General features: G+C 38.7%; 29 protein-coding genes and 1 pseudogene. 9 read left to right on the plus strand and 21 right to left on the minus strand.

Annotated elements, in window-relative coordinates; translation table 11 throughout:
* Nucleotides 1-374: 374 nt before the first annotated feature.
* Together MKZ09_RS25210 and MKZ09_RS25215 are read right to left on the minus strand one after the other, a co-directional pair.
* A complete protein-coding gene (locus tag MKZ09_RS25210) occupies nt 375-977 on the minus strand; it encodes a hypothetical protein (RefSeq protein ID WP_179089634.1) in 603 nt (200 codons plus the stop codon).
* A complete protein-coding gene (locus MKZ09_RS25215) occupies nt 907-1,410 on the minus strand; it encodes a hypothetical protein (protein ID WP_076208012.1) in 504 nt (167 codons plus the stop codon). Before MKZ09_RS25215 ends, MKZ09_RS25210 begins: the two co-directional genes overlap by 71 nt.
* A gap of 255 nt (nt 1,411-1,665) precedes the next feature.
* Here MKZ09_RS25215 and MKZ09_RS25220 point away from each other — a divergent pair, with 255 nt between their 5' ends.
* Both MKZ09_RS25220 and MKZ09_RS25225 read left to right on the plus strand, forming a co-directional pair.
* Entirely contained in the window at nt 1,666-2,718 is a 1,053-nt protein-coding gene (locus tag MKZ09_RS25220) for an MBL fold metallo-hydrolase (protein ID WP_076208015.1), read from the plus strand.
* Nucleotides 2,719-2,934, plus strand: coding sequence for a DUF3006 domain-containing protein (locus MKZ09_RS25225; RefSeq protein ID WP_076208017.1), 216 nt, complete (start codon nt 2,719-2,721; stop codon nt 2,932-2,934).
* A 36-nt stretch (nt 2,935-2,970) separates the two neighbouring features.
* Here the strand turns inward: MKZ09_RS25225 and MKZ09_RS25230 are convergent, their stop codons facing one another.
* The 3 genes from MKZ09_RS25230 to MKZ09_RS25240 are packed head-to-tail and all read right to left on the minus strand — an operon-like array spanning nt 2,971 to nt 3,788.
* Nucleotides 2,971-3,303, minus strand: coding sequence for a YolD-like family protein (locus MKZ09_RS25230; RefSeq protein ID WP_076208020.1), 333 nt, complete (start codon nt 3,301-3,303; stop codon nt 2,971-2,973).
* A 13-nt stretch (nt 3,304-3,316) separates the two neighbouring features.
* Nucleotides 3,317-3,604, minus strand: coding sequence for a helix-turn-helix domain-containing protein (locus tag MKZ09_RS25235; RefSeq protein ID WP_076208023.1), 288 nt, complete (start codon nt 3,602-3,604; stop codon nt 3,317-3,319).
* Complete coding sequence (locus MKZ09_RS25240) at nt 3,597-3,788, minus strand: hypothetical protein (RefSeq protein WP_370511188.1); 192 nt, start codon at nt 3,786-3,788, stop codon at nt 3,597-3,599. Before MKZ09_RS25240 ends, MKZ09_RS25235 begins: the two co-directional genes overlap by 8 nt.
* 272 nt (nt 3,789-4,060) lie before the next feature.
* Between MKZ09_RS25240 and MKZ09_RS25245 the strand changes: the two genes are divergently transcribed.
* On the plus strand, nt 4,061-4,930 hold the full coding sequence (locus tag MKZ09_RS25245; protein WP_179089635.1) for a hypothetical protein: 870 nt from the start codon (nt 4,061-4,063) through the stop codon (nt 4,928-4,930).
* A 54-nt stretch (nt 4,931-4,984) separates the two neighbouring features.
* Here the strand turns inward: MKZ09_RS25245 and MKZ09_RS25250 are convergent, their stop codons facing one another.
* Nucleotides 4,985-5,200: a hypothetical protein gene (locus MKZ09_RS25250; RefSeq protein WP_076208033.1), complete on the minus strand. Its 216-nt coding sequence runs from the start codon at nt 5,198-5,200 to the stop codon at nt 4,985-4,987.
* An 88-nt stretch (nt 5,201-5,288) separates the two neighbouring features.
* Nucleotides 5,289-5,456 (minus strand): hypothetical protein, encoded by a 168-nt coding sequence (locus tag MKZ09_RS25255; protein WP_179089636.1) that lies wholly within the window; start codon nt 5,454-5,456, stop codon nt 5,289-5,291.
* 283 nt (nt 5,457-5,739) lie between these two features.
* Here MKZ09_RS25255 and MKZ09_RS25260 point away from each other — a divergent pair, with 283 nt between their 5' ends.
* Nucleotides 5,740-5,967 (plus strand): hypothetical protein, encoded by a 228-nt coding sequence (locus MKZ09_RS25260; RefSeq protein ID WP_076208035.1) that lies wholly within the window; start codon nt 5,740-5,742, stop codon nt 5,965-5,967.
* A gap of 93 nt (nt 5,968-6,060) precedes the next feature.
* On the opposite strand, the gene MKZ09_RS25265 is transcribed toward MKZ09_RS25260, so the two are convergent.
* A complete protein-coding gene (locus tag MKZ09_RS25265) occupies nt 6,061-6,759 on the minus strand; it encodes a hypothetical protein (RefSeq protein ID WP_076208037.1) in 699 nt (232 codons plus the stop codon).
* A gap of 422 nt (nt 6,760-7,181) precedes the next feature.
* Here MKZ09_RS25265 and MKZ09_RS25270 point away from each other — a divergent pair, with 422 nt between their 5' ends.
* From MKZ09_RS25270 to MKZ09_RS25285, 4 genes are all read left to right on the plus strand, one after another.
* Nucleotides 7,182-8,012: a HipA family kinase gene (locus MKZ09_RS25270; protein WP_076208040.1), complete on the plus strand. Its 831-nt coding sequence runs from the start codon at nt 7,182-7,184 to the stop codon at nt 8,010-8,012.
* The gene (locus tag MKZ09_RS25275; RefSeq protein WP_076208042.1) at nt 8,009-8,902 is read left to right on the plus strand and encodes a DUF3037 domain-containing protein; all 894 of its coding nucleotides are present in this window, start codon (nt 8,009-8,011) and stop codon (nt 8,900-8,902) included. Before MKZ09_RS25270 ends, MKZ09_RS25275 begins: the two co-directional genes overlap by 4 nt.
* A gap of 1,062 nt (nt 8,903-9,964) precedes the next feature.
* Nucleotides 9,965-10,297 carry a hypothetical protein gene (locus MKZ09_RS25280; protein ID WP_076208044.1) on the plus strand — a complete coding sequence of 111 codons (333 nt, stop codon included), beginning with the start codon at nt 9,965-9,967 and terminating at the stop codon, nt 10,295-10,297.
* A 607-nt stretch (nt 10,298-10,904) separates the two neighbouring features.
* The gene (locus tag MKZ09_RS25285) at nt 10,905-11,249 is read left to right on the plus strand and encodes a hypothetical protein (RefSeq protein ID WP_076208048.1); all 345 of its coding nucleotides are present in this window, start codon (nt 10,905-10,907) and stop codon (nt 11,247-11,249) included.
* A gap of 63 nt (nt 11,250-11,312) precedes the next feature.
* Here the strand turns inward: MKZ09_RS25285 and MKZ09_RS25290 are convergent.
* The 5 genes and pseudogenes from MKZ09_RS25290 to MKZ09_RS25310 all read right to left on the minus strand — a co-directional run bounded on the left by MKZ09_RS25290 (nt 11,313) and on the right by MKZ09_RS25310 (nt 13,220).
* Nucleotides 11,313-11,596: pseudogene (locus MKZ09_RS25290) on the minus strand (holin).
* Between the two features lie 3 nt (nt 11,597-11,599).
* The gene (locus tag MKZ09_RS25295) at nt 11,600-12,412 is read right to left on the minus strand and encodes a M15 family metallopeptidase (RefSeq protein WP_081394402.1); all 813 of its coding nucleotides are present in this window, start codon (nt 12,410-12,412) and stop codon (nt 11,600-11,602) included.
* Nucleotides 12,384-12,677 carry a phage holin family protein gene (locus MKZ09_RS25300; protein WP_076208052.1) on the minus strand — a complete coding sequence of 98 codons (294 nt, stop codon included), beginning with the start codon at nt 12,675-12,677 and terminating at the stop codon, nt 12,384-12,386. Before MKZ09_RS25300 ends, MKZ09_RS25295 begins: the two co-directional genes overlap by 29 nt.
* A gap of 15 nt (nt 12,678-12,692) precedes the next feature.
* Entirely contained in the window at nt 12,693-12,980 is a 288-nt protein-coding gene (locus tag MKZ09_RS25305) for a hypothetical protein (RefSeq protein WP_076208054.1), read from the minus strand.
* Nucleotides 12,981-13,001: 21 nt separating this feature from the next.
* Nucleotides 13,002-13,220 (minus strand): hypothetical protein, encoded by a 219-nt coding sequence (locus MKZ09_RS25310; RefSeq protein WP_076208056.1) that lies wholly within the window; start codon nt 13,218-13,220, stop codon nt 13,002-13,004.
* A 192-nt stretch (nt 13,221-13,412) separates the two neighbouring features.
* Between MKZ09_RS25310 and MKZ09_RS25315 the strand changes: the two genes are divergently transcribed.
* Nucleotides 13,413-13,562, plus strand: a complete 150-nt coding sequence (locus tag MKZ09_RS25315) for a hypothetical protein (RefSeq protein WP_175623555.1) — start codon at nt 13,413-13,415, stop codon at nt 13,560-13,562.
* An 89-nt stretch (nt 13,563-13,651) separates the two neighbouring features.
* Here the strand turns inward: MKZ09_RS25315 and MKZ09_RS25320 are convergent, their stop codons facing one another.
* The 8 genes from MKZ09_RS25320 to MKZ09_RS25355 all read right to left on the minus strand — a co-directional run bounded on the left by MKZ09_RS25320 (nt 13,652) and on the right by MKZ09_RS25355 (nt 22,137).
* Nucleotides 13,652-14,353 carry a DUF6338 family protein gene (locus MKZ09_RS25320; protein ID WP_076208058.1) on the minus strand — a complete coding sequence of 234 codons (702 nt, stop codon included), beginning with the start codon at nt 14,351-14,353 and terminating at the stop codon, nt 13,652-13,654.
* Between the two features lie 337 nt (nt 14,354-14,690).
* Nucleotides 14,691-15,251, minus strand: a complete 561-nt coding sequence (locus MKZ09_RS25325) for a hypothetical protein (protein ID WP_076208060.1) — start codon at nt 15,249-15,251, stop codon at nt 14,691-14,693.
* Nucleotides 15,252-15,325: 74 nt separating this feature from the next.
* Complete coding sequence (locus MKZ09_RS25330) at nt 15,326-17,551, minus strand: phage tail spike protein (protein WP_341041435.1); 2,226 nt, start codon at nt 17,549-17,551, stop codon at nt 15,326-15,328.
* 13 nt (nt 17,552-17,564) lie between these two features.
* Entirely contained in the window at nt 17,565-18,083 is a 519-nt protein-coding gene (locus MKZ09_RS25335) for a phage distal tail protein (RefSeq protein WP_341041436.1), read from the minus strand.
* An 85-nt stretch (nt 18,084-18,168) separates the two neighbouring features.
* Nucleotides 18,169-18,312 carry a hypothetical protein gene (locus MKZ09_RS25340; RefSeq protein ID WP_162636801.1) on the minus strand — a complete coding sequence of 48 codons (144 nt, stop codon included), beginning with the start codon at nt 18,310-18,312 and terminating at the stop codon, nt 18,169-18,171.
* Nucleotides 18,313-18,380: 68 nt separating this feature from the next.
* Nucleotides 18,381-18,917: a hypothetical protein gene (locus tag MKZ09_RS25345; protein ID WP_341041437.1), complete on the minus strand. Its 537-nt coding sequence runs from the start codon at nt 18,915-18,917 to the stop codon at nt 18,381-18,383.
* A 14-nt stretch (nt 18,918-18,931) separates the two neighbouring features.
* On the minus strand, nt 18,932-21,712 hold the full coding sequence (locus MKZ09_RS25350; protein WP_341041438.1) for a hypothetical protein: 2,781 nt from the start codon (nt 21,710-21,712) through the stop codon (nt 18,932-18,934).
* A 29-nt stretch (nt 21,713-21,741) separates the two neighbouring features.
* Entirely contained in the window at nt 21,742-22,137 is a 396-nt protein-coding gene (locus MKZ09_RS25355) for a phage tail fiber protein (protein ID WP_445252432.1), read from the minus strand.
* Nucleotides 22,138-22,147 lie beyond the last annotated feature (10 nt).

The following is a 22,147-nucleotide window of genomic DNA, read 5'->3' on the forward strand; positions in this document are numbered from 1 at the left end:
ATTACTCAATACTATAACCAGAGTTTTGATCCCATGCACAGAAATTAAAATCTGTGCATGGGTTTTTGTTGTTTCTTGGGTTAGTATCTGCTTAATATCGATTTGGTGTAATTCCGGCCCTCACTACCTTTGCTCTGATTAATTTGCAATACAAATAAAAAATAATGTAATCCATCAATTCCTTGAAACGAGCTAAAGATATCATTAGTGTAAGTTTGTGCTCATTTATACAACAAAATGAACAGTCAGCGTAATTGTAAATCGATCGGTTACAGAGAAATGCAAGCAAAAACCAACCAATTAATCACTTTTAGTATAATTTTTACCATCGTGTCGGTATCATGTCTTATGTCTTTATTGAACTATGGTTCTCGTTAGCTAAATAAATTCATTTTAGAAATAACAAGTTTTTCGTTAGGATACTGCGTTCTTCTACTCGTTATCCACTCAATTTCCCTCATCGTTTTTTCATTAAAGTTGTCAAATTTATTTGGGGGAAATACCGAATTTTGGCAGTATTTCATTATAATATTCGAAAAAATCACCTCGATTTCTTCGACACTATGAGCTTCAATTTGTTTTACTAATTTCTCAAAATAATATTTATTTTTTTTAAAATAAGAAAACAAGATAAAGGTCTTATTACCTTGAGGTACTACTGTTAAAAATGCAGGGATATTTAATTGGCGGTTAAAAGAGTTACCTTCTAAATCAGTCATAATGTAAGGCATAGAGGAACAAGCTATAGAATTGCTCGCATTTGATTCAAATACATGGGTCTCTATTTTATTGTATTTTCCTTGAGATAGGTTTGCAGTCAATCCTGCTTTCATATGTTCAAATTTTTGAATGGATTTGTTTATATCTGCCAACCTTATTTTGTTTCTAAGTCTTCCTATTTCTTGTCTATCTGCCCTTCCTGGTTCTATCGAAGCCCTGTTCTTCATCATACCATTCCAAAAACTCTTGGGTTTCATATATAAAATTATACTCCTTAGCAAAAGCTCTATAGACAAATAGAAACTCTTGCTCCTTATCACCAACAATATATTCCTTATGTTCAATTGGATTAAATATCTCATCATGTTTTTTACAAAAACCTTTAAAAGTCGTTGCCTTATTCCTACCTTCAATATTATCATCAGCTAAACTATGGTTATCCCACCAAATCAACTTTCCGTTAACAGATAATTTATCTAAAATACGATTATTTTGAATCGAATGAGCATTAATAATTTCATTGCAATCACCAAAGCTAGATAATATGCAATCAGCATGAGATAATTTTTTTAATTTTGACAAAACTCTATTCTTAATTACCCCCATTGCAGGATGTTTGTTTGCATTATTCCTATAACCATTCTCATCTATCATCTGGTCAAATAATGCTGAAAAATGTTCTTCTTTCATACTCTCAAACTCCTTAAAAAGATTATAGAAATTACGAGTGACTTTAGATTATGTATATATAAACTACTATACTATTACATACGTTCACTGGTTTCTAAATAATTTTGAATATGATCGTTAGATCAACCTACCGTTAGCTTAATAAGGGATAAGTGTAAAAATAACAGCCAATAAAGAACACGAGAATTAAGTAGAAAATATTACCTTATTCTGATAGACTACTCCCAGAATCATACATAGGGGGTATTTATTTTTATGAAAAGAATTATTGTTCCAATCTTCATGTCACTTGTCTTATTATTGATGCCTGTACTTGCTGAGGCACATCCAGGACGCACAGATGCAAATGGCGGTCATTATTGCCGTACAAATTGCGCAAAGTGGGGACTGGAAAACGGAGAATACCATTACCACAATGGTGGAAGTTCAAATTCAAAACCGGCTGCCACCGCGAAACCAGCTATTAAACCTACCGCGAAACCAACAGCAAAGCCTACTGCTACTCCAGCTCCAACTTTGCTTTTACCAAAGAAACAAAACGTTGGTACTCTTCAGGTCTACTTTTTCGATGTTGGACAAGGTGACTCTACTCTAATTCGAACTCCGAATAATCAATATGTCCTCATTGACGGAGGTAATAACGATCAGGGTAAGAATGTAGTAAAGTACCTAAATGCTCTTGGTGTAAAAACACTTGATGCCCTGGTTGCTACTCATCCTGACGCAGATCACATTGGTGGGTTAGATGATGTTCTAAAAGCATTGGACGTTAAATCTGTCTACGCTCCAAAAGTATCACATACCACTGAAACATACAAAGATTTTTTGACTGCTGTGAAGAATGAAGGACGTACCATCAAAGCTGTGACTAAAGGAGTTACTATTCCTTTAACTGGTGTTGAGGCGAAGTTCCTGGCACCTACCAGAGAATATGGAGATAACCTTAACGACTGGAGTGCCGTCTTAAAGGTTACATATAAAAACAAGTCCTTCCTCTTTACCGGCGATGCCGAGAAGGCTTCTGAGAACGATATGTTAGCCGATGGCATGAATTTAAAAGCTGACGTATTAAAAGTCGGGCATCATGGCTCCAGTAGTTCGACCAGTAAAGCATTCATCGACGCTGTTAAACCACTGTACGCAGTAATAAGCGTCGGTAAAAACAATTACGGGCATCCAGATTCCGGGATTCTTACAAGGTTAAAAAATGCGAATACTTCAGTGTTACGAACTGACCAAAAAGGTACAATTACTGCAATAAGTGATGGAAATAAAATCACTTTTACATCGACTAAGGGGGCTAAGTAAATGCATAAAGGAATCATTGACCGCTTTGAAGGTGAGTATGCCGTCATTGAATTTGATGGTAAAACCGAAGATGTTCTTAGATCAGAACTACCGGCGGAGGTTAAGCCTGGAGACACACTTATTTTCAAAGAAGGCAAGATCATAATTGATACTAAGGCTACAGCCTCGCGGAAAGAAGAAATCGATAGTTTAATGGATGAGTTGTTCGAAGAATAATAGTTATGCCCCGGTGAAAGCTTCCGGGGCATTTTTCTATGTAGTTACCTGAATCACATCGTCAATCTTAATCCAATCATAGTCATCATCCGTTTGCAGTTTAATCCGTCGTAACTGCTTGTCTATGGCCATCACAACTCCCCGAAGCTTAATATCTTGAACTGGTTCAAACTGAGTAATTGTTATCTGCTCTCGATATCGTTTCGAATATGCCAGCACTTGATCAATCAATTCCCACTCCTGAGCGTCAAGCATCGGCTTTTTACGGTCCCTCCACTGTTGTCCTCGCTCATCACTAATGATCCGAATCTTATGCTCCGGTAACATCATCCTACTGCAATCCCAAATACTCTCCAGTTTCTTAACCATGATGTCTGCCCTCCTAGTAATCTGTCCAGTAATCTATATGGCCACCGTCCATGCCCCATGAAACTGATGCTGGTCTATCCTCAGTTCGCTCCCATCCCTCAACGACAACTGCACTCTCTGGTGGTTTCCCAAACTCCCACAGAATGTAGTCATCCTCTGCCAATTCCTGAAGCCCGGCTTGGATCTTTTCTGGTGTTCTCCCACTTTTTGTCTCCAGTACCTCTAGCGTAGGCATGTATCCATGATGCACCGAGCAATGCCGCATAATCATCAGCAGCTTGCGGGCCGAATCGCTAAGCATAGCGTTTCTCCTGTGTGGGTTGCCATGACAGGATACTGGATTCTAGAAATACACGGGGCGAGTTGGTGGTCAGGCATGTGGCACGGATACGACCGTCCCGAATACTATGGACCTCGATCTTGCGTTGCGTAATCTTTTCCGCTTTGTCCTGATATATAATTTCAACTGTTTGGCCAACACTCATTTTCATGTGATCGCCTCCAAAAAATAAGAACATTCGTTTGTATTATATCCGAACATATGTTCCTGATACAATAAGAAACTTATTCACTAATTGGAATAAAAAATATTTTAATCTTTTTAGATCTTTTTATTACATATATAGTCAATTATGTTTAGACATAATTCCCCTTTAAAGATAAAATTCAGGAGTTAATCAAAGAAAAGGTGGGATTTAATGATTAGTATATAAATTATGCACTAAGAACAATACATAAATAACAAGGAGTGTAACTAATGAAAAAAATAAAGATAGTCTTCATGCTTATATTTATTTTTGCTGTTATGCCTATTTCTGGAGTTCATGCATATCCCGAAGGGCTTCTTGATGGAAAATTAATGACTGAGGCAGCAAGTAATACCACCACTTCGAAGTTGACTGATAACGATTTATCTACTAATGAAAATTTATACTCATATTTAAAGAACCGAGCTTTTACATATCAATTTTCTGAAGAAACAACTATAAATGCTTACCAATTCCATGCAAGTGATTTTAACCGTTTAGAAATTAGATTTTACGATAGTGCTGGGAAAATTATATCTAATGTATATGAGCCACATTCATCTTATAAAGGAGTTAAGGTTAATATCACGCCTATTCCTGGCGTAAAAACAGTATCTATTTCAAGTGCATTTGGTGATTCACTTTATTTATATGAATTTGATGTTTTTGGCGTCGCTTCGACACCAACACCAACGGCTACTCCAGTGCCTACAAATACTCCTAGCCCAACTGCTACACCAACACCAACGGCTACACCAACACCAACGGCTACTCCAGTGCCTACAAGTACTCCTAGCCCAACTGCTACACCAACACCAACAGTGACGCCTAAACCTACAGCAACTCCAGAGCAGCCATCAGGGGATCGAGCTATTCTTACCATCACTCTGGTGAATGGAACAGAAAAAGAATATGACCTACCGATTGCAGAAGTAGATGCATTCTTGAAATGGTACGATGCTCGTGATGCTGGAAGAGGACCTGGATTATACGCTATTGATAAGCATACAAATAACAAAGGCCCATTCAACAAACGTAAAGATTATGTTGTCTTCGATAAAATACTTACATTTGAAGTAAGTGAGTACACAATTCAATAAACAAAAATAACCCCGCCGACCACTTAAGGTTGACGGGGTATTTGTTATACACACTTATGCCAAAACCATCCTAAACTCAAATTCATTTCTCATGTAATAAGCATCCGCGACTTTAACACTAATAGGACTCCATTTCTGAACTGGACCTCCACTATCAATTATACAATCGAACAGATCACCACGCCGTTCAAGAATATCTACTTGTGACTGTGACAAAGCAGCCGTTAGAAATTCTGCATCCGTGTTCAAGACTTTGTATATATTACTCAATAAGATCACTCCTAAAAAGATAAAGTAAAGAGCGCTACTCCTAGTACAATAACTCCTACGATTATCACCACAAGACCTTTACTGTTTTTCAAATAGTTAATCCACCAATAGATATGAGGGCTCCACACATCATTACAACCATCAAAGATTGTTGTTCCTCATCCGCAACATCATAATCATTGAACAATAATGAAATGCCTAGAAGAATAGTTGCCGCACAAAAATGGACGCCAAATTCTTTGAAGATTTTCTTCATTACTGCACTCCTATGTATTAGGATACCTGACCTCATTTTCTCTGCTTTATGTATTTCTTAATCAAATAAAACAATACACATCCCAGTAGCACCAAGCCAAATATAGTGATCCATAGAATTGCTGGATTCCCCCAAAAAAAGTATGTATCTCTATACTGATAGTTTTCATTATTCATAAGTATAGGTTAATTCATTTGGAACATTATGTATATGTGGGTAAGAAAATTTTCCTTAGGATATCAGTCCCGGTGTATAATAATCATAAAAGACCCGAGGTGTGGTCATGGATAAAAAACTTAAGCAAAGTTTAAAGGTCGCAGGCGTAAGACGAGAATCAATTGTTGTATGGCTTATAAACGGGGATAGGATAAAGGGTATTGCGGAGGTATCAGCAGATCCAGAGCGAGTTAAGATTAATACCATTGAAGGACCGGTGTGGGTGCCATACATTGAGGTGGAGAGTATTTCACGAGTAATTAGGTTGCGGGTTGAAGGTGCAACGGATACGTAAAATACCTCACCCATAAAGGCGAGGTACATTCCTTAATCAAGAGACAAACTATCAAATAGAAAAAGCTCTCCCAGAAACATTGGGTCAATAGTTTTATTCGGATTTTTCCGTTTCTTGCTTATCAGTAGTTATCAATTTCATTTTTTGCTGCACAAGTTCTGATTTTGTAGTTTCACCATTTAGATACTCATTTGTTCCTATAACTTTATGCGCAATCTCCATAATTTTATTCAAAAAACCCAGAATGAATTCGGTGCTATAACCCGCAGCAAACATAATTAAATTTATAGTAGATACACCTAAAATTGTATCGTCTCTATATATGAATAAGCTTACGAAAATAACAGGGAATAATATAGCCATAAATAATCTGGTGTATTCACTATTATCCAAATTTTTAGAGAATAACCTTGCGAAGGCTCCTAAAATACCGATAAGAATGAAAGAACATAAACTTAATATTTCCAAAGTCAAATAATCTTTTGATGCTTGAATCCCATATTTATACCCTACCGTTATAACTCCATAGAATAAAATGGCACTACCAATGTAGGACGCAGCTTTATAATCCTTATTATTCTCAAAACCCATCACTTCTTTTTTCAATCTAATAATTTGATATTGAATATGTATTAGCTTTTCAATTTTATAATCATTCTTAGAGAGTTTAATTTCAATTTTTCCACATTTTTTTAAATATTTCAAATGGGATTCCACGTCATTTTCGATAATATTTCGCAATGACCTAATTTCAACCAACAGTTTCTCCTTTGTAATGTCAACTATAATCAAAACCCCCTTGTTATTTAGAACCCCAAGTTCAAAGCCTATCAAGTATTTTCGATTTCAACAAAGTACATAAAGTAATTATATTGAACAATTATGATTATGTATGTGACGATAAGGAAACTTTTCCTGAACATAAAGAAATACCCCACCATAAATGGCAGGGTGTATTTACAAATAATAATCCTTTTCCCGTAATACGTTTATTTCATTAAGATAATTCATCCCACATAAGGAAAATCACTATAATCCAATAAATATATATCTCATATTATACTAAACACAATATATAGTATATTTGTTATTAATAGCATACCAATCTCAAATTATTTTTTTGTTAAATATAGGTAAATTGTCTATCATTTTTTAAGATTTAGTTTTATATTATTATAATGAAGGGAATTCGCATTTAAGGGTGGCTGGCATTATTGCAAACTGTTAAGGCTGTAAGAGCTGAAGGACCTGTCAAAAAAGATATTTATTCAAAATTCTCGACTCATCCTTATCATATATGGTGTGATGATGGGGAAGTTTATATATCAAAATTCTTACAGAACCCAGAAGGAAATTTAGCACTAGTAAATGAATTTGTATGTTATAAACTAGCAAATTTATTAAACCTTCCAATTCCGTCTGCTCGGTTAATTGAAGTTGATGATGATTTTATAGAGACTCATGGAAAAGAAATCTCAGACTTTATTGAGAGCCCCTTGCAAAGTGGTTTACATTTCGGGAGTAAAAAAGTAGCCAGAATATCTCCTGTGACTTCGCATAAAATAATTGAAGGTGCTACTAACAAATCGTCAATTCCAAGTATCATACTCTTTGACCAACTAATAGCAAACGGTGACCGTGATGCTAACAGAGGTAACCTCCTGTTTGATATGACAGAGAATAAAATTCTAATGATTGATCATTCTCATGTTTTTAAACTCGGTGTCATTTGGGATCCAATACAGTTGAGAAGACTCATAGGAGAACCTTTCACTGTTTCTGAACATCAAGGTATTGTTTTCAGTAAAATGGCCCATGTTGTTAAAGGGAATAATCCTTTTAATGAAATTTTGCATAAGATGGGATGTATAAGTGATTTTCAAGTTAGGCATATTATTGAGGAAATACCTGAAGAATGGAATATCGATCGCGAATGCAAGAATGCATTATGCGACTTTATCTGCGATCGTTTATGTCGTATATCCGAAGCACTCGCTCCATTGCAAAGTGTGCTTCCATATTGGAAAGGAGGAGTATTAAAGTGAAAAGTCATATTTGTAAATTCACTATTCTAAGGTATGTTCCCAATGAGATGCGCGAAGAGTTTGTAAATATTGGAGTAGTACTCCACTCCCCTTCCAATGGACATATTGACATTAAAATCTCAGATAAGTTAAATCGCGTTAGATTATTCGATGATGAAATAGACATTCGCATACTAAGATTAGTTCTTGAAGGTGCAAAAGAGGATTTTTCTAAACCAGATATGACTAGCGGTCCTGATTTTTTTGATCTAAGCAACGAACTTTTTTTAGAAAAGCGAACTTTTAATTATTCAAACCAATTACAATTTTCACCTGTGAGATCACTTCGACTTCCCGGCGATGGAAATGAAGAATTCCAAAAGGAATTTAATCATTATCTTGAACAGTTATTTCGTTCTTATGTTTATTATGATTCCCCTAAAAACAAAAGAATTACACCTGAAGAAGTTAACAAAATAATGAATCAAACTTTGAAAAATAACAACTTAACTTTCCGTTCAAACTTCAAGATAGAAATAAAGGATACATTAGAACAATTGGATTTTGTAATCAAAACCCAAGATAGATTGAAAATTATAAAAACCTTCTCGTTTGATTTTAAATCTGAAAATCCGCAACATGCTTCTTCTCAAGCTAAAATTTGGGCATGGAACTATCATAAAATGAAAAAAGATAATTCTCTCCTAAGTAAGATGAAAAAACGATTTGAAGTTCCTTCTGATTTTGAATATGAATTATCCACTTTAGTTTACTTAAATAATAGCTATAGCGATAAGATAAAAGGCGCTCTTGAAGTTCTTGAAGAAGAATCAAATTTAGAAACTGTATTTGAATTAAAAGAAATAACTGATTATGCTAACAGACTTTCACCACAAAAAACATATTGCTAAATCTTTAAAAGCCCCGTCATTTTGACAGGGCTTTTAAAGATTTTATGTATAACTTACTTGTTTGTATAAATTTAGTTATATCGATTTAAAATTCGTAAAATAAAAAACCATAAAAAAAGACCCCAGCAATATCCGGCAGGGTCTAGTTCTATATTGTAAGGGGGTTATGTGATTACTATAATCCTCTTAGCTTAATTAAATATGAAGACAGGATAAACTTGTTAGTCAATGTGGCTGTTTTAGTATATTATCCCCCGAGCAAAGTACGAATGAGGAACTGGACCAAATCTGGCATGCTTAAAAGTCCAGTGTTTACAGAGTTTATAGTATAAACAAAGAAAGCTCGCTGACCAGTTAAGGTTGACGGGTATTATTTGTATATAGGAACATTAGTTGAATACCGCTAATAACGACTATTAAAAAGAAGAACAAATCTCCGGATACTGCAAATAAAATAGAATTTGAGATCGAAATAATCCAACGAGTATATTTTCTCAGTTCATCTGTTTTTTCCAACAAAAAAATCACCCTCGAATATATTCAGACTGGAATAATATGCTCAAAAATCCGAGTTAGATGTATAACAAGTTAATTTCACTATAATTTTGATACAACGCATGGATCATTGTCCATTGTTAATAAGGCCATCGTTCAAACGAAAATACCCAACCTACCTAGAAACGTTAATAGTTATTTTTTATTATTTGCTTATTGGGAATTTTAAATGGCACCACTTTATAAACCCAGCATAGAATGTTAATGGAGACTCAATACGAAACTTAACCCTCAAGTGACATAAACTTACTGAGGGTCTTTTTATTATTTAGATATAAAAAAGCCGCCGACCAATTAAGGTTGATGGGGTGCTTTTATATTATTCGTCCTCAGATAAACGTATCTAAACTACTAAAATAATATGCATTCATAAAAACCATATCCATTAACTTTATATTATTCCAAATTAGTATTTAATAATCTATTATTATGAAATAGTTGTTTACATTTGGATATAATTACTTCATAATTGGATTGTATTCCAAATTAAGGAAAGAAGGTTGAATTATGAAAAAAATAATTTTAGCTGGTCTATTAACTGTTGCTACCTGTTTTTCGTTAGGGTCGACCTCTTTTGCATCCAGTACTTCTACAGTTCCGAATTCGTCACCTTCCACAAATGAAGTAGTTGCTGCGGGAGATTATTATCAAGCTATTATTAATCTTAAAGTCGGAGATACTATGTGGGTATCCGGGTATGACTTTTGGTATATCCATACAGATGGTAGTATTGAAGTAAGACAAGACGGCTTGATTACAGCGTTGTCTCCAGGGGCAAGCACTGTAGCCGCAGATTTCGGAAATGGAAATACAATGTATTATACAGTTCTTGTTAAGTAATAATCTAAATAAGACCTCCCTTTACTATAGGGAGGTCTTATTTATGCACACTTTAAACTCGAACCTTTCACGAATAAAACGAGCTCCGTTGATCTTTATTGAATCCGGAGTATACCCCTCTACAATTCCACCATAATCCATAAGATGACCTATTGGATCTGGGTCCAGCCGAAACCATACGGATACCTTAGATTGAGAAAGGGCTGCTGTCAAGAACTCAGCATCGCACTCTAAGACTTTGTATGTACTACTCATGTCTTATCACTTTCTTTTCTTTTGATATTTCTTGATTAAGTAAAACATAACTAATCCGAATAGCACCAATCCAAGTATGAGTATCCATAGAATTGCTAGATTCCCCACAGAAAAGTATGTATCTCTATACTGATATATCTCATTATTCATAATTATAGATTAACTTATTTGAAACATTATATATATGGGATCTATAGCACAGACAGGATAATATATCAATTAACACACTGTTTTTTCAGTATTTATCCATATATATATCAAATATTCTATTATTCTACAAAAAATGTTTACAAAATCATATATTTATTACATAATTGTATAGTATTCCAATATAAGGAAAGAAGGTTGAGTTATGAAAAAGAAAATTTTAATTGGGCTTTTAACTGTTGCTACCTGTTTTTCGTTAGGGTCGACCTCTTTTGCTTCTAGTGCCTCTACAACTAGTCTACCTGACACCAATGAATCATCACAAATAACCCCTCTGCAAGATTTTTCCGCTGTGATTAACATGGTTGTTGGACAACGTATTTGGGCTACTGGATATTCATTTCAGATCATTTCTACTGATGGAGCTGCTATTGTAGAACCATATAATCAAGACGCAATTTATGCTCTCAAACCAGGTATTACGGTTATAAGAGCTGATTTTGGTAATGGCGATTGGATGTATTATTCGATAGTCGTAAAAGCATCGTAATATTATCGAAGTATCATTTTTATAAAACCCCGCCATAGTAAAATAACTTGGCGGGGTTTTGCTTTACTCAGGAGTCTTAGTCGTTCCGGGTCTATTGTTAAACGCTAACTCAAATAGGCCCGTTGCTGATAGTCCAGCTAACCCTCCAGCCCAAAACCGTAGAGTTAAATCTAACTCCGTAAACGGGTAAGCAACAACTCCTATCAGCAAGCCGATAACTAATCCAATCAAAGCAATATATTTTTAGGCACGTTAAACGAAGTCTTCACGAACTGCACTCCTGACAACACAAAAACGGCGATCACCGAAGCGAACGCCAGTACATTAGTTAGATTTTGATTATCCATTAATTATTTATCCCCTCTCTTAAATAAACCTAGATTAAAGAACATCTGAATAATATTAAGCTCTATCTTTGACTTATCTGCCGATGTAGTTATCGCTCCAACCGCTTTAGCAGCTGTAATAGCCTCACTATAATTGATGGCATATGTTTCCTTGCCCGAGATGTTTAATCGCTTTTCTACGTCCATTAGGCGTTCATCCTGTTTCGCTATGATTGCTTCTAACTCCTCAATTTTACTCATGTCTTCCTTTACCTCCTCTTTTAGTCGATCTATAATGGCTGTTGCTTTTGCCATAGCGATCTCTGACGGCTTAGCACCCGCACGTAGTTGTGAGGTTGTCATTCCAAAAGTGATTTGAAAATGTGGTGCATCCTTAATCGAGACAAAATCACCACCCCATTCAAAACCAAGAGCTTTAGCCTCCTGAACTACCTCCGTCCAATCAGCTACCTTGTCACCATCACCGTCACGTTTTAAATCCCATGATACCTGTTTCCCATCTGGTAGTAACAATGCGAAGTCGATAGCTAGTCCAAAATTATGATAACTGGTCCCGCCCTTAGCGTTGGTGACCTTTGGTTTATCCGGCTGTGCCTTAACGCTCGATAATCCAGCTGCATTAAGCTCTGCTTGGGTCCGTCCCTGAGCAAATAGTCCATTCTGCTCAGCTATTGTCCGCAACCCCTGAGTTATCAAGATAGACACTCCCCGAGAGTAACAGCGTTCAATTAAAACTGTTGCAGCAGCCAATACAACCGGATGCAACCCTATCAAGCTCGCAGATGATTTACTCTTTACTTGATCCAGAGTCAACACTATTACTCCCCCCTTTTAGTGTCTGCTTAACTAGTTGATTTCCGTATACGGCTACAGCAGCACACAAGATTGCTTGCAAGATGCTTTCCGGGTTAAATCCGCGTGTAAATACCACGATAAAAATAGCCAACACTGTGACGATATAAATGATTGTCCAGTCCTGCACGTGCGGTGTCTGCTTAAGTATGTACCCAATCACCCAACAGACAGTGACAACAAGTAACAGCTCAGGATTGATGAAATTAGCTACAGCACTCCATTCCATAACATGCCAACCTTTCTATTCCTCAATTTTGTCTAATCGTTTATGCGCCTGCTTAGCAGATTCTTCAACACGCGTTACGCGTTCAGCTAATGCATCGGTCCTTTGTCCCTGCACTCTAACATCTGCACGTATATCATCGACCCCGCGCTTGATGTACTCAACGTCAGTCCGCAGAACGGCGCCATTTCCAGCTTCTTGTGCTACCTCTTGTTTAAATGCCTTAGTACGGCCAATCCAACCAAGAGCGATACCGCTTAAAGCTGCTGCAACGGATATGATCGGTACAATTGTCGATACTTCCATTATCACGACTCTCCTTTCTCTCTATGGCATATCCTCGATTTCCTTCGCTTCAGGATCTGATATTGCCTCAGTCTTTGGTTTCAACGCTGCTAACATTTCACCGATTCTATGATCAACTTGCTGCAAAACCTCAAGTTGTCGCCCGGGGTAAAATTCTAATACTGTTATAATCGCTTCAATCAACTCTTCAGCTGGTCTCGTTAGATCAAGTGCTAATTCAAGTTTTTTTATAATTACCAACTCTGTTCCTCCTTCCGGACAAAAGTAAAAGCCCCTCCAAAATATTGGAGAGGCTTTCTTATGAATTTAGCTTATCACTAGAGATGTTCGTAATCACTGCGGATTTGATGACCACCATTACCGCCAGAGCATTTAAGGAGGAAACAGTGAAATAATGTCGAATTCTGGTAATGGTAAGGAGGGTAGTTTATAATGCCAAAGAATGAGGAAGAAAAGCAATGGATCTCATTAAAGGGATCTGTTGATAAGGTATCGGCAAGAATTTTCCCTAAAACATCCGGCGACATCAAAAGAACTTCATCTCAGGATGTCACCAAGAGTGATACGAAAGGAGAACAATAGCGTGAGTAATAAACAAGCAGCTAATAGTCAGCCTCAGAACCCCTCCTCGGGTGCTGAAACAAGGTCAGTTGATAAAAACTCAGCTCGAATTATTGTGCCGAAGAAGTGACTTCTGAATCCTTTATTTGAGCATCTTCAATCTGCTTTGAATCAAATATTTTTACATAAGTGCCCGACTTTGTGTCATAAAAAATCTTGTCTACTGAGATATCATGTCTTTTTACAAGATCAGTAAAGAAATCAACATCATCCAGATTCAAATGGCGTTCCGGTTCAAACGTCCGGGACGCTTTGTTTATGCATCCAATAATAGTTATTCCCGCTTTATCAAGTCTTCCAATCTCTACTACTTGAGCATCATTATTCGTAAATACTTCATCCCACACAGAAGGATTTTTAGATAGGCTTGCTGCCCCTCGCCAATTTCTGATTTTATTAATTAATTTTGCTTGGATAGGATGTAGCCACTTTGCCCAAATGACACTAATTACAAAACTCACGATAGCACTTAAGATTAGAAATACAAGCAAGAAGGTCAAACTACTTGATTTATCCTTCAATTGTTGAATTGACCATATAACATCAGTGTTACTAATCACTTTGGAAATAGAGACTATACCATTATATAGCAATAAGGTCGCAAACGATGCTGGCAGCCATAATAGGGCAGAGATTGCGGTGAATTCACCAGGTGAATGTTTCACGACAGGGTTTATTCCAAAAGACTGAAGCCAAAAGTACATAAGAAATCCAGGCAGAATAAAAACAATAGTTCCTAGTAGATTATCCATCTAAATAACACCTCGCTTTATTATTCGTTGAAAACAAATCAATACCTTCTCCTAAGCTAGTCTAAATGGAAGTCTCGTTTTTTTAAATGATAATGTCTGCATTCGTTGTTATATCGAATCAATACATATGCCACCATTTTCGGAATCGTGACACCATTGCAAAACACCTCCTACAACAAAATAAAGGTCCCTCCTTAGGAGAGACCTTCTTAGTTATAGGATATCGCTGTATTAATACTTTCACACTACGGTCTTGAGGAGTTTCTTGACCCTGTAGTTTTTCTATCTCTGCTTTCTTGATATAATAGTTTCCACTTTTTCCTTTAGAATTGTTTATTTACGGCTTCATTGCATCGATCTGTGTCTGTAAATTTGCCATATCGGATTCAGCGGTAGCAATTTCTTGCTGAAGTTTAGTGATTTCCGCCTGTGTTTTAATGATGTTCGCATTTAAACCATCTGCATAACCAGGAATAGGTGTTTCACGCGCTGCATCAGCAGCAAGTGAATCTTCATACATTTTCAATGTTGAAAATGCAGCAGTTAATAAACTCTTTTTGTTTCCCGTTGATGCACTTAATTTTGATTTTTCGTTTGCAAGTTTCAGAGCATCGGGTCCGAGGACATAATCACCCGTTTCATTTACGGTTATATCCGTCATTTTTATCTTTTTCCCCTCTATTGTAAGGCCTACTCCCGCCGCTTCTGAAACGGTCCGTACCGGAGCATATGCCTTACCATTAATAATAACTGCTTCTCCAAGTGCTTTACCGTTCTTCTCTAGTTCGTATATTCCTTGCACCTTTGCCCCAATTAATTTACTAATAGATTCTGCAAAAACAGACGTTCCAACAAACAGCATAAGTCCAACAAGTATTCCAGACACAAATTTTTTCATTTTATCACACCCCAGTCCTCTAAATTTCCCCTTACTTATATTATCGTCCAAAGTCTGGAAAAATTTCAAGGAGTTTATTGCTGAGTGTGATCATGCGTAAATCCAGTGTAAGCAGACCAAGTATACGTGTTGCCGTTTACGTCCTTAAATTGTGTTCCATTAGGGAATCCATGATTATGTGCTCCTGCACTGACAGAACTTGTGGCATATCCAGCTCTTGCTTTTCCAGCTAATTCCGCGAGTAGCCCGTTAATATGCGCCATCTGTAAGCCTACAATGCTATATGCAGAACTAAAGTTAAGTTGTCCTTGAAAGTAAATACTCCTTGTCATTGCTGATATTAGCATATCTACATACGATACAATGTCAAATCCATTATCTCCACCGTTAATAGTCCCACTGCCACCACCATCTGATCTGTCAAAGGTTAGAGCACTCATCCCATATTGTGATGCAGATAGAATCCCGATTCTTTGTTTGCCGGCAGAATCATAGGTCCGCCATCCGGACGTATCCACCTCGACACGTGCGCCACTGGCAGACGTTCTCAGAAGAGCACCTGTAATAATCCCCCCAACGATTTCTCCACCTGCATAGATTGTCCCTTCAAAACTTCCACCTTTAGCATTAATGGTTCCTTGGAAGGTTCCATCAGCTGCATAAACACTGCCCGAGGAATTAACTACAAATTTGCCATTGCCTACATTGATGGATGACCCTACAATAGCCCCACCAGAAAAGTTAGAATTCGCTATTGAGGCATAGTTTGCTGTCAATTTATTAGCTACCAAGTTGCCAGCCATATCTACTCGAAAAGGCGCTTCGGTGAAGTTTGCGTGTCCTGCTGCTATACCATTAGTATTAATTTGAGTAACGGCATTTCCAGTTCCGATCAACATTGAAACAAAGCTACCAAACTGTCCAATCACAGTTTCAGCTAAGACACCGCCTGCCGTTACAGCAGAACGCACAGTCTGCCATCCATCCGTTGAGATGCCCAATCCCGCCGATGTAAGGCGAACTTGTCGTAATGGATTTGTTTTTTCCCTTGCCAATATCCCGCCATCTTCTGGATAGATAAGTTCAGTTTTCGAGTTATTAATATCTGTAATTACTTGCTTGGCCCCAGCTTCAAAAAGCTCTGTTCGGATGCGTCCGTTAGAATATAGGTTATCTACTAGCTTCTTGCTTTTATCAAGGTCAGCTATGATATCGTCATAGTCTCTTAACATCACATTTGCTATGGTTGCTTGGGCGTGTTTCTCTTTAGTGAAAGGATATTCTGTGAGTTCAGTTATTCTAGCCTTTAAATTCTTCATTTCCATATCTGGATCATAGCAATAGGCGGTATCTCCAAGATTGGGTTTAGGCTCTTCTTTATCAATCTTAAACAAATCCGCACCATCAGCAGTGACTTCAAATGTTGGGATTTCCTTTTCTCTTAAAGTCTTTCGTGATACTTCCAGAAGATCCGAGACACTTTCTATATCTTGTTCGATAATTTCACCATCAAAGTATGGAACTGAATTGCTCGCCCAGGTGGAAGCATAAGGAGAAATTAAATAATTCACTTGTAACACACCATTAAGAATTGCCCCAGGCACAACCTCTAGTAGTGCCCTCTCCTCATTTGTTAAGATAGATGCTGATTCACCTATCCATGTTCTACCATCTTTCATTTGACAAAATAAGCGCGTTACAAGCGAACTTGAATCATCCTTAAATTGATCTGAAATAATGTTCTTCTTGATGCGATATTGGAGACCGTTATCTCTGCCGATTCTTTTCTTAAGGTGGATTACAAAGTTATCCGGCTCAATTTCGCATCCATACATCTCCACGATCTTATTTAGTGCTTGAAGACAATTTCCTTGTCCAAAATCTTTTACGTCATGAAGATCGAAAGTATCATCGATTGAAAAGGTGAATCTTCCACCAGTTGCCTCAGTAATTAGATTGGTCAGTCGAGAAATAGGAACACCGTAAGCCTCATCAATATATAAGGAATATGAAAACTTGAAATCTGTTAGTTTAAACATCACATGTGTACACATGATTGAGGCAGTTAATTTACGATCTTCTCTTACTCTGGATCTGCTATTGACAACGTAAAATTGACCCCGTTCGTCCTTAACGTGACCCTTAATTAACAATTTTTCTTGGTAATCCTCTGAATTCATGGGCACCAAGAAAGATATCTCGTAATCCGAATTGATCCGTCTCTTCCGTTGGATATCATATGAATCATTTAAAATCCCCACACGCTTCATGTTCTTATCATAAGACTGAAGGTAGTCCAAAAGTGCACCTCCTTTAATATAGGTATTTATCTCGATGAGTAACGCGCGCAAGTACAGATCTAGTTATTTCTTGATCGGTATATGTGATCTTGTTTTCTCCAAATACGAGATCAAAAAAGTCACCATCCATCAAGTGAAGTGCGTTTTGCCCATTCTTGGTTATTTTCATTTTTTTGGTATCAATAACTATTCGCTCACCTGGTGCGAACCCACCCGTAAAAATGATTTCATTGGTATGTGTATATTTCACTGTTGCCTGAACCTCAAGCGCAAGTTCGAATAAAGCATTATAGGACTGTTCTCTAACCATAGTTGTTTCAAAATTAAGCATAGTCTCAAACTCTGCTCGAAATGATTGTTCACGTATCATTTCAGAATTGAATTCTGTGATAAACTCAACAACTACAGGAATAGCCATATCTAGATTAAGCTTAGATTCAACTTCAGTGATGATGTCGAAATTAACTGAGAAAGATAGTTCCTGTTGAAATGGTCTATCAAAAGGTAATCGATTAAACGCACCCCCGAACATAACCCCTCTCCTTTCTGGTCAGGAAAATTTTCCATACGTAAAAAAATGCCCCCGAAAACTTCGAGGGCTTGTGATGACTCAATATTTATTCTTCTATTTTTAACGGCGTGCCATTCTCGTCATATCCAAGAGTCGCGAGCCGCGTCTTTACAGCAGCCTTGGAGCCAGTTGGAACTTGAGCAATTGTAATATCTCCATAGATAATGAGCGATGCCATAACGATAATCATTTGTATTCCACCTCCTTTCTCAGACTTTAGTAGTAGCCATAATAAAAGACGGCTGATGACGTTCACCGTCATTCACCGCCTAACAAAATAGAATAAATTTCAAAAAGCGCATTTTTGTTCTCCCGGTCTTTATCTTCTATCAGCTTTTTTAAAGCTTCATTTTCAAACTTCAGCTTTTCAACTTCCGTCTGTTCCCCGGGCTTGGTCAACTCCGCAATCTCTTCTGGTGTTAAGCCTTCGACCCAAAGGTTATCAGGTTGTACCGGAGGTGTGTAAACTGGCTCAGGACCTTGTTTCTCGCCCTCCGCCCATTGCTCCCGCCAATCATGTAGCTCGTCGGCATAATCGCTTTGGGCCTCTAGTACAGCGTCCTGCCACGCATTCCACGTAACTAAATCAAAGTGTGGCTTAAATAGTCCAGCAGGTACAGGTACAGCCACACGATAGCCGACAAGCACTGGCTCCGGTGTTTCGTGTGCTGGCGTGTCGTGATCGTACTCGGACGTCGGAATCTCATAAAGCTGCGTGACACCGAACTCAGCATCAGAGACAATCGTCACGTCTGTGTATAGCCCATTAATATCTGTTATGATTGCTTCTTTCATCGTTTCATGCCTCCTTAATTGACCGCCAAGAACGGCGGTATGTTATCGAGACTTAGCCATGTTGTGCCTCCAGAATATGGGGTTACACGGCCTTTATAGTCCACCTCGACATTGCCGATTAAAATACCACTGCCGTTATTGGATACGGATATTGACTCGATGCCGGCTGTTGCTGATGGGCGATATCCAGGAGGTAACGTCAAGATTGGCGACCCGTTGACCCCGCTCTTAACCATGCCCCTGATATGCACAAATCCAAGCGTGTCTTTGTAATAGTAAGGTGCGTTGCTGCTGCTATACGTCTCCCATCCATTAAGCAATGTCGGTGTTATCTGCGCCGGTACGTCCTTCTCCGCTTTCTTAGCCTCAACCACGGATACTCTCGCCAGCGCTTCCGTCACCCCATCGGTCAGATCACGTAACTGCGCCTTCTCAGAGGCTGCGTAAAATCCTGTAACTCCCGGTATCGGGGATTTATCCAGTTTAATGTAAGAGACACTGTATGAGGCGGATGAATCATACATAGCAGGTGGCTGATTTGCTCGTGAATTTCCGTATCCCGCAGTCGCCGCTTTCTCTATGATCCATGCCCCAACTCTTGAATCTTTAAAAACATTGAGTATCTCACGAGCTTTATTTTTAAGACGAGAATCTCCGCCCGGGGAGTATAGACTTGGGTCATTATTGATATACCAATTACCTGTGTCTGTTGATGGGGTAACTCGCTCACGGCTGACATACCCACTACCTACCTCTATAAAGTTATCACCCTCAAGTAGAGATAGGCTGCCGTCTTCTTGAACTGTCTCCGTTGATACGGATGCTAGGCGGTATAGGAGTTGGTATGGCTGCCATCCAGGCGCACTTGCACTCGGGATTGTTGTATATCCCCACACCGTATTATCTTGATTCCGCCAAAATTTTTGCCCTGTGGTGTACGGTGTATTACGAGTTGTATTAACGTCCGCTGCCGAACCATCATACATCTTCCACCCGTTGAAGTAAGCTTTAATCTCGTCAGCACTCGGTGTATAGGAGTCTCCCCAACCGGAGTCTGAGGAAGCTATATTGAGATAAAAATTCGCATCTGACGTTAGTTGCCTGTAAGTATCCGCACCAGCAGCAAACACATTTACACTTGAAGGAGTATTTACTAGGCTTATACCGTTGTACTTAGTTACAAAGCCAATTAATCTGTTATCTCCTGCAAAAGTTGCAGCAAATTTCGGCAGCTTGACAACTTTATAACCTGTAGCAGTCCCATGATATTCCCACGGCAAAGTTCCATCCGCAATCAACTCACGCCATAATCTCGTTACCTCATACCGCCCATTAACCTCACGCAGTATATCCGGTTCGCTGCCATCCGTTGGGTTAGCGTGTAACTCTACTCCACCAAAGGCGATAAGGCTGTCTTCGCGCGGTTGGAACTGTGTGGCTGCGTTGCCGAGTTCGAGTTGCCAGTTTTTAAACGTGAGTGTTCCAACGCCTGTCCCAAATATATTGAGTCGGAGCGCAACGCTGGTCGCCGGAGTTGTGAATGTTCGTTTAGTGGCAGTCTGGTTCATTTCGGTGACATACGTCTGTGCTCCCGAAGCATCTATAGAGTAAACGTTCATCGTCGCTGCGCCAGAAGATGCTGTAAATTCACCGGATAAAGTATACGTCGCGCCGGGTAGGGCGGGAATGTTGAAAATGGATGATTGGTTTGGTAACGTAGCGACTAGCGTCACGTCATACGGACCATTAACCCGCGCATTAGCATGCAACGTATCCGGCTTATCCGGCAGCAAATTACGTCCATATCTCCGTACATACAGCCCATCTACTCCATTAATACCAGGAGGTACATAAGGTAAAAGACGGTCTATAGCTTCACCTGTGATTGTGGTTCCAATAGCTGCGTAGTCTGCTGCGGATACGGCGCATAGGCGAAGTTCGTCAAAATACATCGTGTTGACTTGCGTAGAGATTGCCCCAATTAGAAGCCTGAAACCCGATCCAACTAGTGTGTTGTTAGTAGGTATTTTTATGAAAAATGGCTGCCAACTGCCAACAGGAATGGATGATCCGAATTGTACTGTATATTTTGATGTAAACGTCCCAACATCACGAAGGCTTACCTCTTGATTACCGGATGTGTACGATTCGACATACACCCATCCTACAAGTACGTACTGTTTCGTTGGATCTAATGGGCTTGTGAAGTCCCTGTATATGTGACTAGACTTCGTGCCATCATTCGCAGGCTTAAACGATGAATTTCCGGACCGTTTTTGCGTGGTTGATAAAGCCACAGGCTGGTTACCATTTTGTGTCCACCCCGTTAAACTCTCTCCACTCCCAGCCCCACCAAGTAAATCTATTAACGTCCTACCCTGTACCTTTAATCCTTGTAGTCTAGCGTTCTTGGTGGCATTTAGAATTTGCTGTCCCACTGCTAGGATGACATCAGTTGTAGATTCCGAGGTTACACCAGAAAGGTCCGTTAAATTTTTGCGAAATGCTTCGTGATCGTAGGCGGTGTAATAACGGGCAACGCGTGAAGCTACCGCCCATCCTTTTGCTGTTGTTCCTCCAAATCCGCGTGTACAACCGATTAGACTATTTCCACTCTTGGACGTATAGAGAACGGTCTCTGACGTTTCATCTACACCAATCGTAATGATATTAGGACCTTCTGGTAAAACACTCCCGGTTACAACGGGTATAGTCGTCACTGCTGCCGTTATTGCCGCGGATAATTCCGTGCCCGGCGAATTGGCTATCGCAGAATACATTTGCTGTTGTGCCATTAATTATCCTCCTTCCTTATTGCCCTTAGCTATTGTGCGAAACGAATAAGAGTTGAACCTGCATAAAACCTAGGTTTATCTCCTATCAAAGCAGACCGCGGTGTGATGGCTTGAGAGCATAATAAATTTCCTCCTGTTAAAGCCGTTCTCAATCCGACATGTGTCACCAATCCCCAATCCGCCGTAGCTATTGGAAATTCCACATCAGCAGATGACCTAACCGTCATTTTCCCATTCTCCAATGAGGCTACAGCAAAGGTGATAGCTTTTCGCGCATATGATCCACCAGATACTTCTGTCCCTGTGTCAGCCTGTGTAGGATCAGAAGTATATAAAGCTAGATAGACTGTTGATGGTTGGGAAAAAGCCACATTTCGAAAAGCAGCATTTAAAAGTGCCGCTGATAGCCAGTTAGATATTTGCATTGCCATTTTT

Source organism: Paenibacillus sp. FSL R5-0908 (assembly GCF_038006245.1).
GTDB lineage: Bacteria > Bacillota > Bacilli > Paenibacillales > Paenibacillaceae > Paenibacillus_AQ > Paenibacillus_AQ odorifer.

What these genes read in the sequence shown, in the direction of transcription:
- MKZ09_RS25210 (WP_179089634.1), bottom strand. Translation starts at nt 977, where the DNA reads ATGAAACCCAAGAGTTTTTGGAATGGTATGATGAAGAACAGGGCTTCG.
- MKZ09_RS25215 (WP_076208012.1), bottom strand. Translation starts at nt 1,410, where the DNA reads ATGAAAGAAGAACATTTTTCAGCATTATTTGACCAGATGATAGATGAG.
- MKZ09_RS25220 (WP_076208015.1), top strand. Translation starts at nt 1,666, where the DNA reads ATGAAAAGAATTATTGTTCCAATCTTCATGTCACTTGTCTTATTATTG.
- MKZ09_RS25225 (WP_076208017.1), top strand. Translation starts at nt 2,719, where the DNA reads ATGCATAAAGGAATCATTGACCGCTTTGAAGGTGAGTATGCCGTCATT.
- MKZ09_RS25230 (WP_076208020.1), bottom strand. Translation starts at nt 3,303, where the DNA reads ATGGTTAAGAAACTGGAGAGTATTTGGGATTGCAGTAGGATGATGTTA.
- MKZ09_RS25235 (WP_076208023.1), bottom strand. Translation starts at nt 3,604, where the DNA reads ATGCTTAGCGATTCGGCCCGCAAGCTGCTGATGATTATGCGGCATTGC.
- MKZ09_RS25240 (WP_370511188.1), bottom strand. Translation starts at nt 3,788, where the DNA reads ATGAGTGTTGGCCAAACAGTTGAAATTATATATCAGGACAAAGCGGAA.
- MKZ09_RS25245 (WP_179089635.1), top strand. Translation starts at nt 4,061, where the DNA reads ATGAAAAAAATAAAGATAGTCTTCATGCTTATATTTATTTTTGCTGTT.
- MKZ09_RS25255 (WP_179089636.1), bottom strand. Translation starts at nt 5,456, where the DNA reads ATGAAGAAAATCTTCAAAGAATTTGGCGTCCATTTTTGTGCGGCAACT.
- MKZ09_RS25260 (WP_076208035.1), top strand. Translation starts at nt 5,740, where the DNA reads ATGGATAAAAAACTTAAGCAAAGTTTAAAGGTCGCAGGCGTAAGACGA.
- MKZ09_RS25280 (WP_076208044.1), top strand. Translation starts at nt 9,965, where the DNA reads ATGAAAAAAATAATTTTAGCTGGTCTATTAACTGTTGCTACCTGTTTT.
- MKZ09_RS25285 (WP_076208048.1), top strand. Translation starts at nt 10,905, where the DNA reads ATGAAAAAGAAAATTTTAATTGGGCTTTTAACTGTTGCTACCTGTTTT.
- MKZ09_RS25300 (WP_076208052.1), bottom strand. Translation starts at nt 12,677, where the DNA reads ATGGAATGGAGTGCTGTAGCTAATTTCATCAATCCTGAGCTGTTACTT.
- MKZ09_RS25305 (WP_076208054.1), bottom strand. Translation starts at nt 12,980, where the DNA reads ATGGAAGTATCGACAATTGTACCGATCATATCCGTTGCAGCAGCTTTA.
- MKZ09_RS25315 (WP_175623555.1), top strand. Translation starts at nt 13,413, where the DNA reads ATGCCAAAGAATGAGGAAGAAAAGCAATGGATCTCATTAAAGGGATCT.
- MKZ09_RS25320 (WP_076208058.1), bottom strand. Translation starts at nt 14,353, where the DNA reads ATGGATAATCTACTAGGAACTATTGTTTTTATTCTGCCTGGATTTCTT.
- MKZ09_RS25325 (WP_076208060.1), bottom strand. Translation starts at nt 15,251, where the DNA reads ATGAAAAAATTTGTGTCTGGAATACTTGTTGGACTTATGCTGTTTGTT.
- MKZ09_RS25335 (WP_341041436.1), bottom strand. Translation starts at nt 18,083, where the DNA reads ATGTTCGGGGGTGCGTTTAATCGATTACCTTTTGATAGACCATTTCAA.
- MKZ09_RS25340 (WP_162636801.1), bottom strand. Translation starts at nt 18,312, where the DNA reads ATGATTATCGTTATGGCATCGCTCATTATCTATGGAGATATTACAATT.
- MKZ09_RS25345 (WP_341041437.1), bottom strand. Translation starts at nt 18,917, where the DNA reads ATGAAAGAAGCAATCATAACAGATATTAATGGGCTATACACAGACGTG.
- MKZ09_RS25350 (WP_341041438.1), bottom strand. Translation starts at nt 21,712, where the DNA reads ATGGCACAACAGCAAATGTATTCTGCGATAGCCAATTCGCCGGGCACG.
- MKZ09_RS25355 (WP_445252432.1), bottom strand. Translation starts at nt 22,137, where the DNA reads ATGCAAATATCTAACTGGCTATCAGCGGCACTTTTAAATGCTGCTTTT.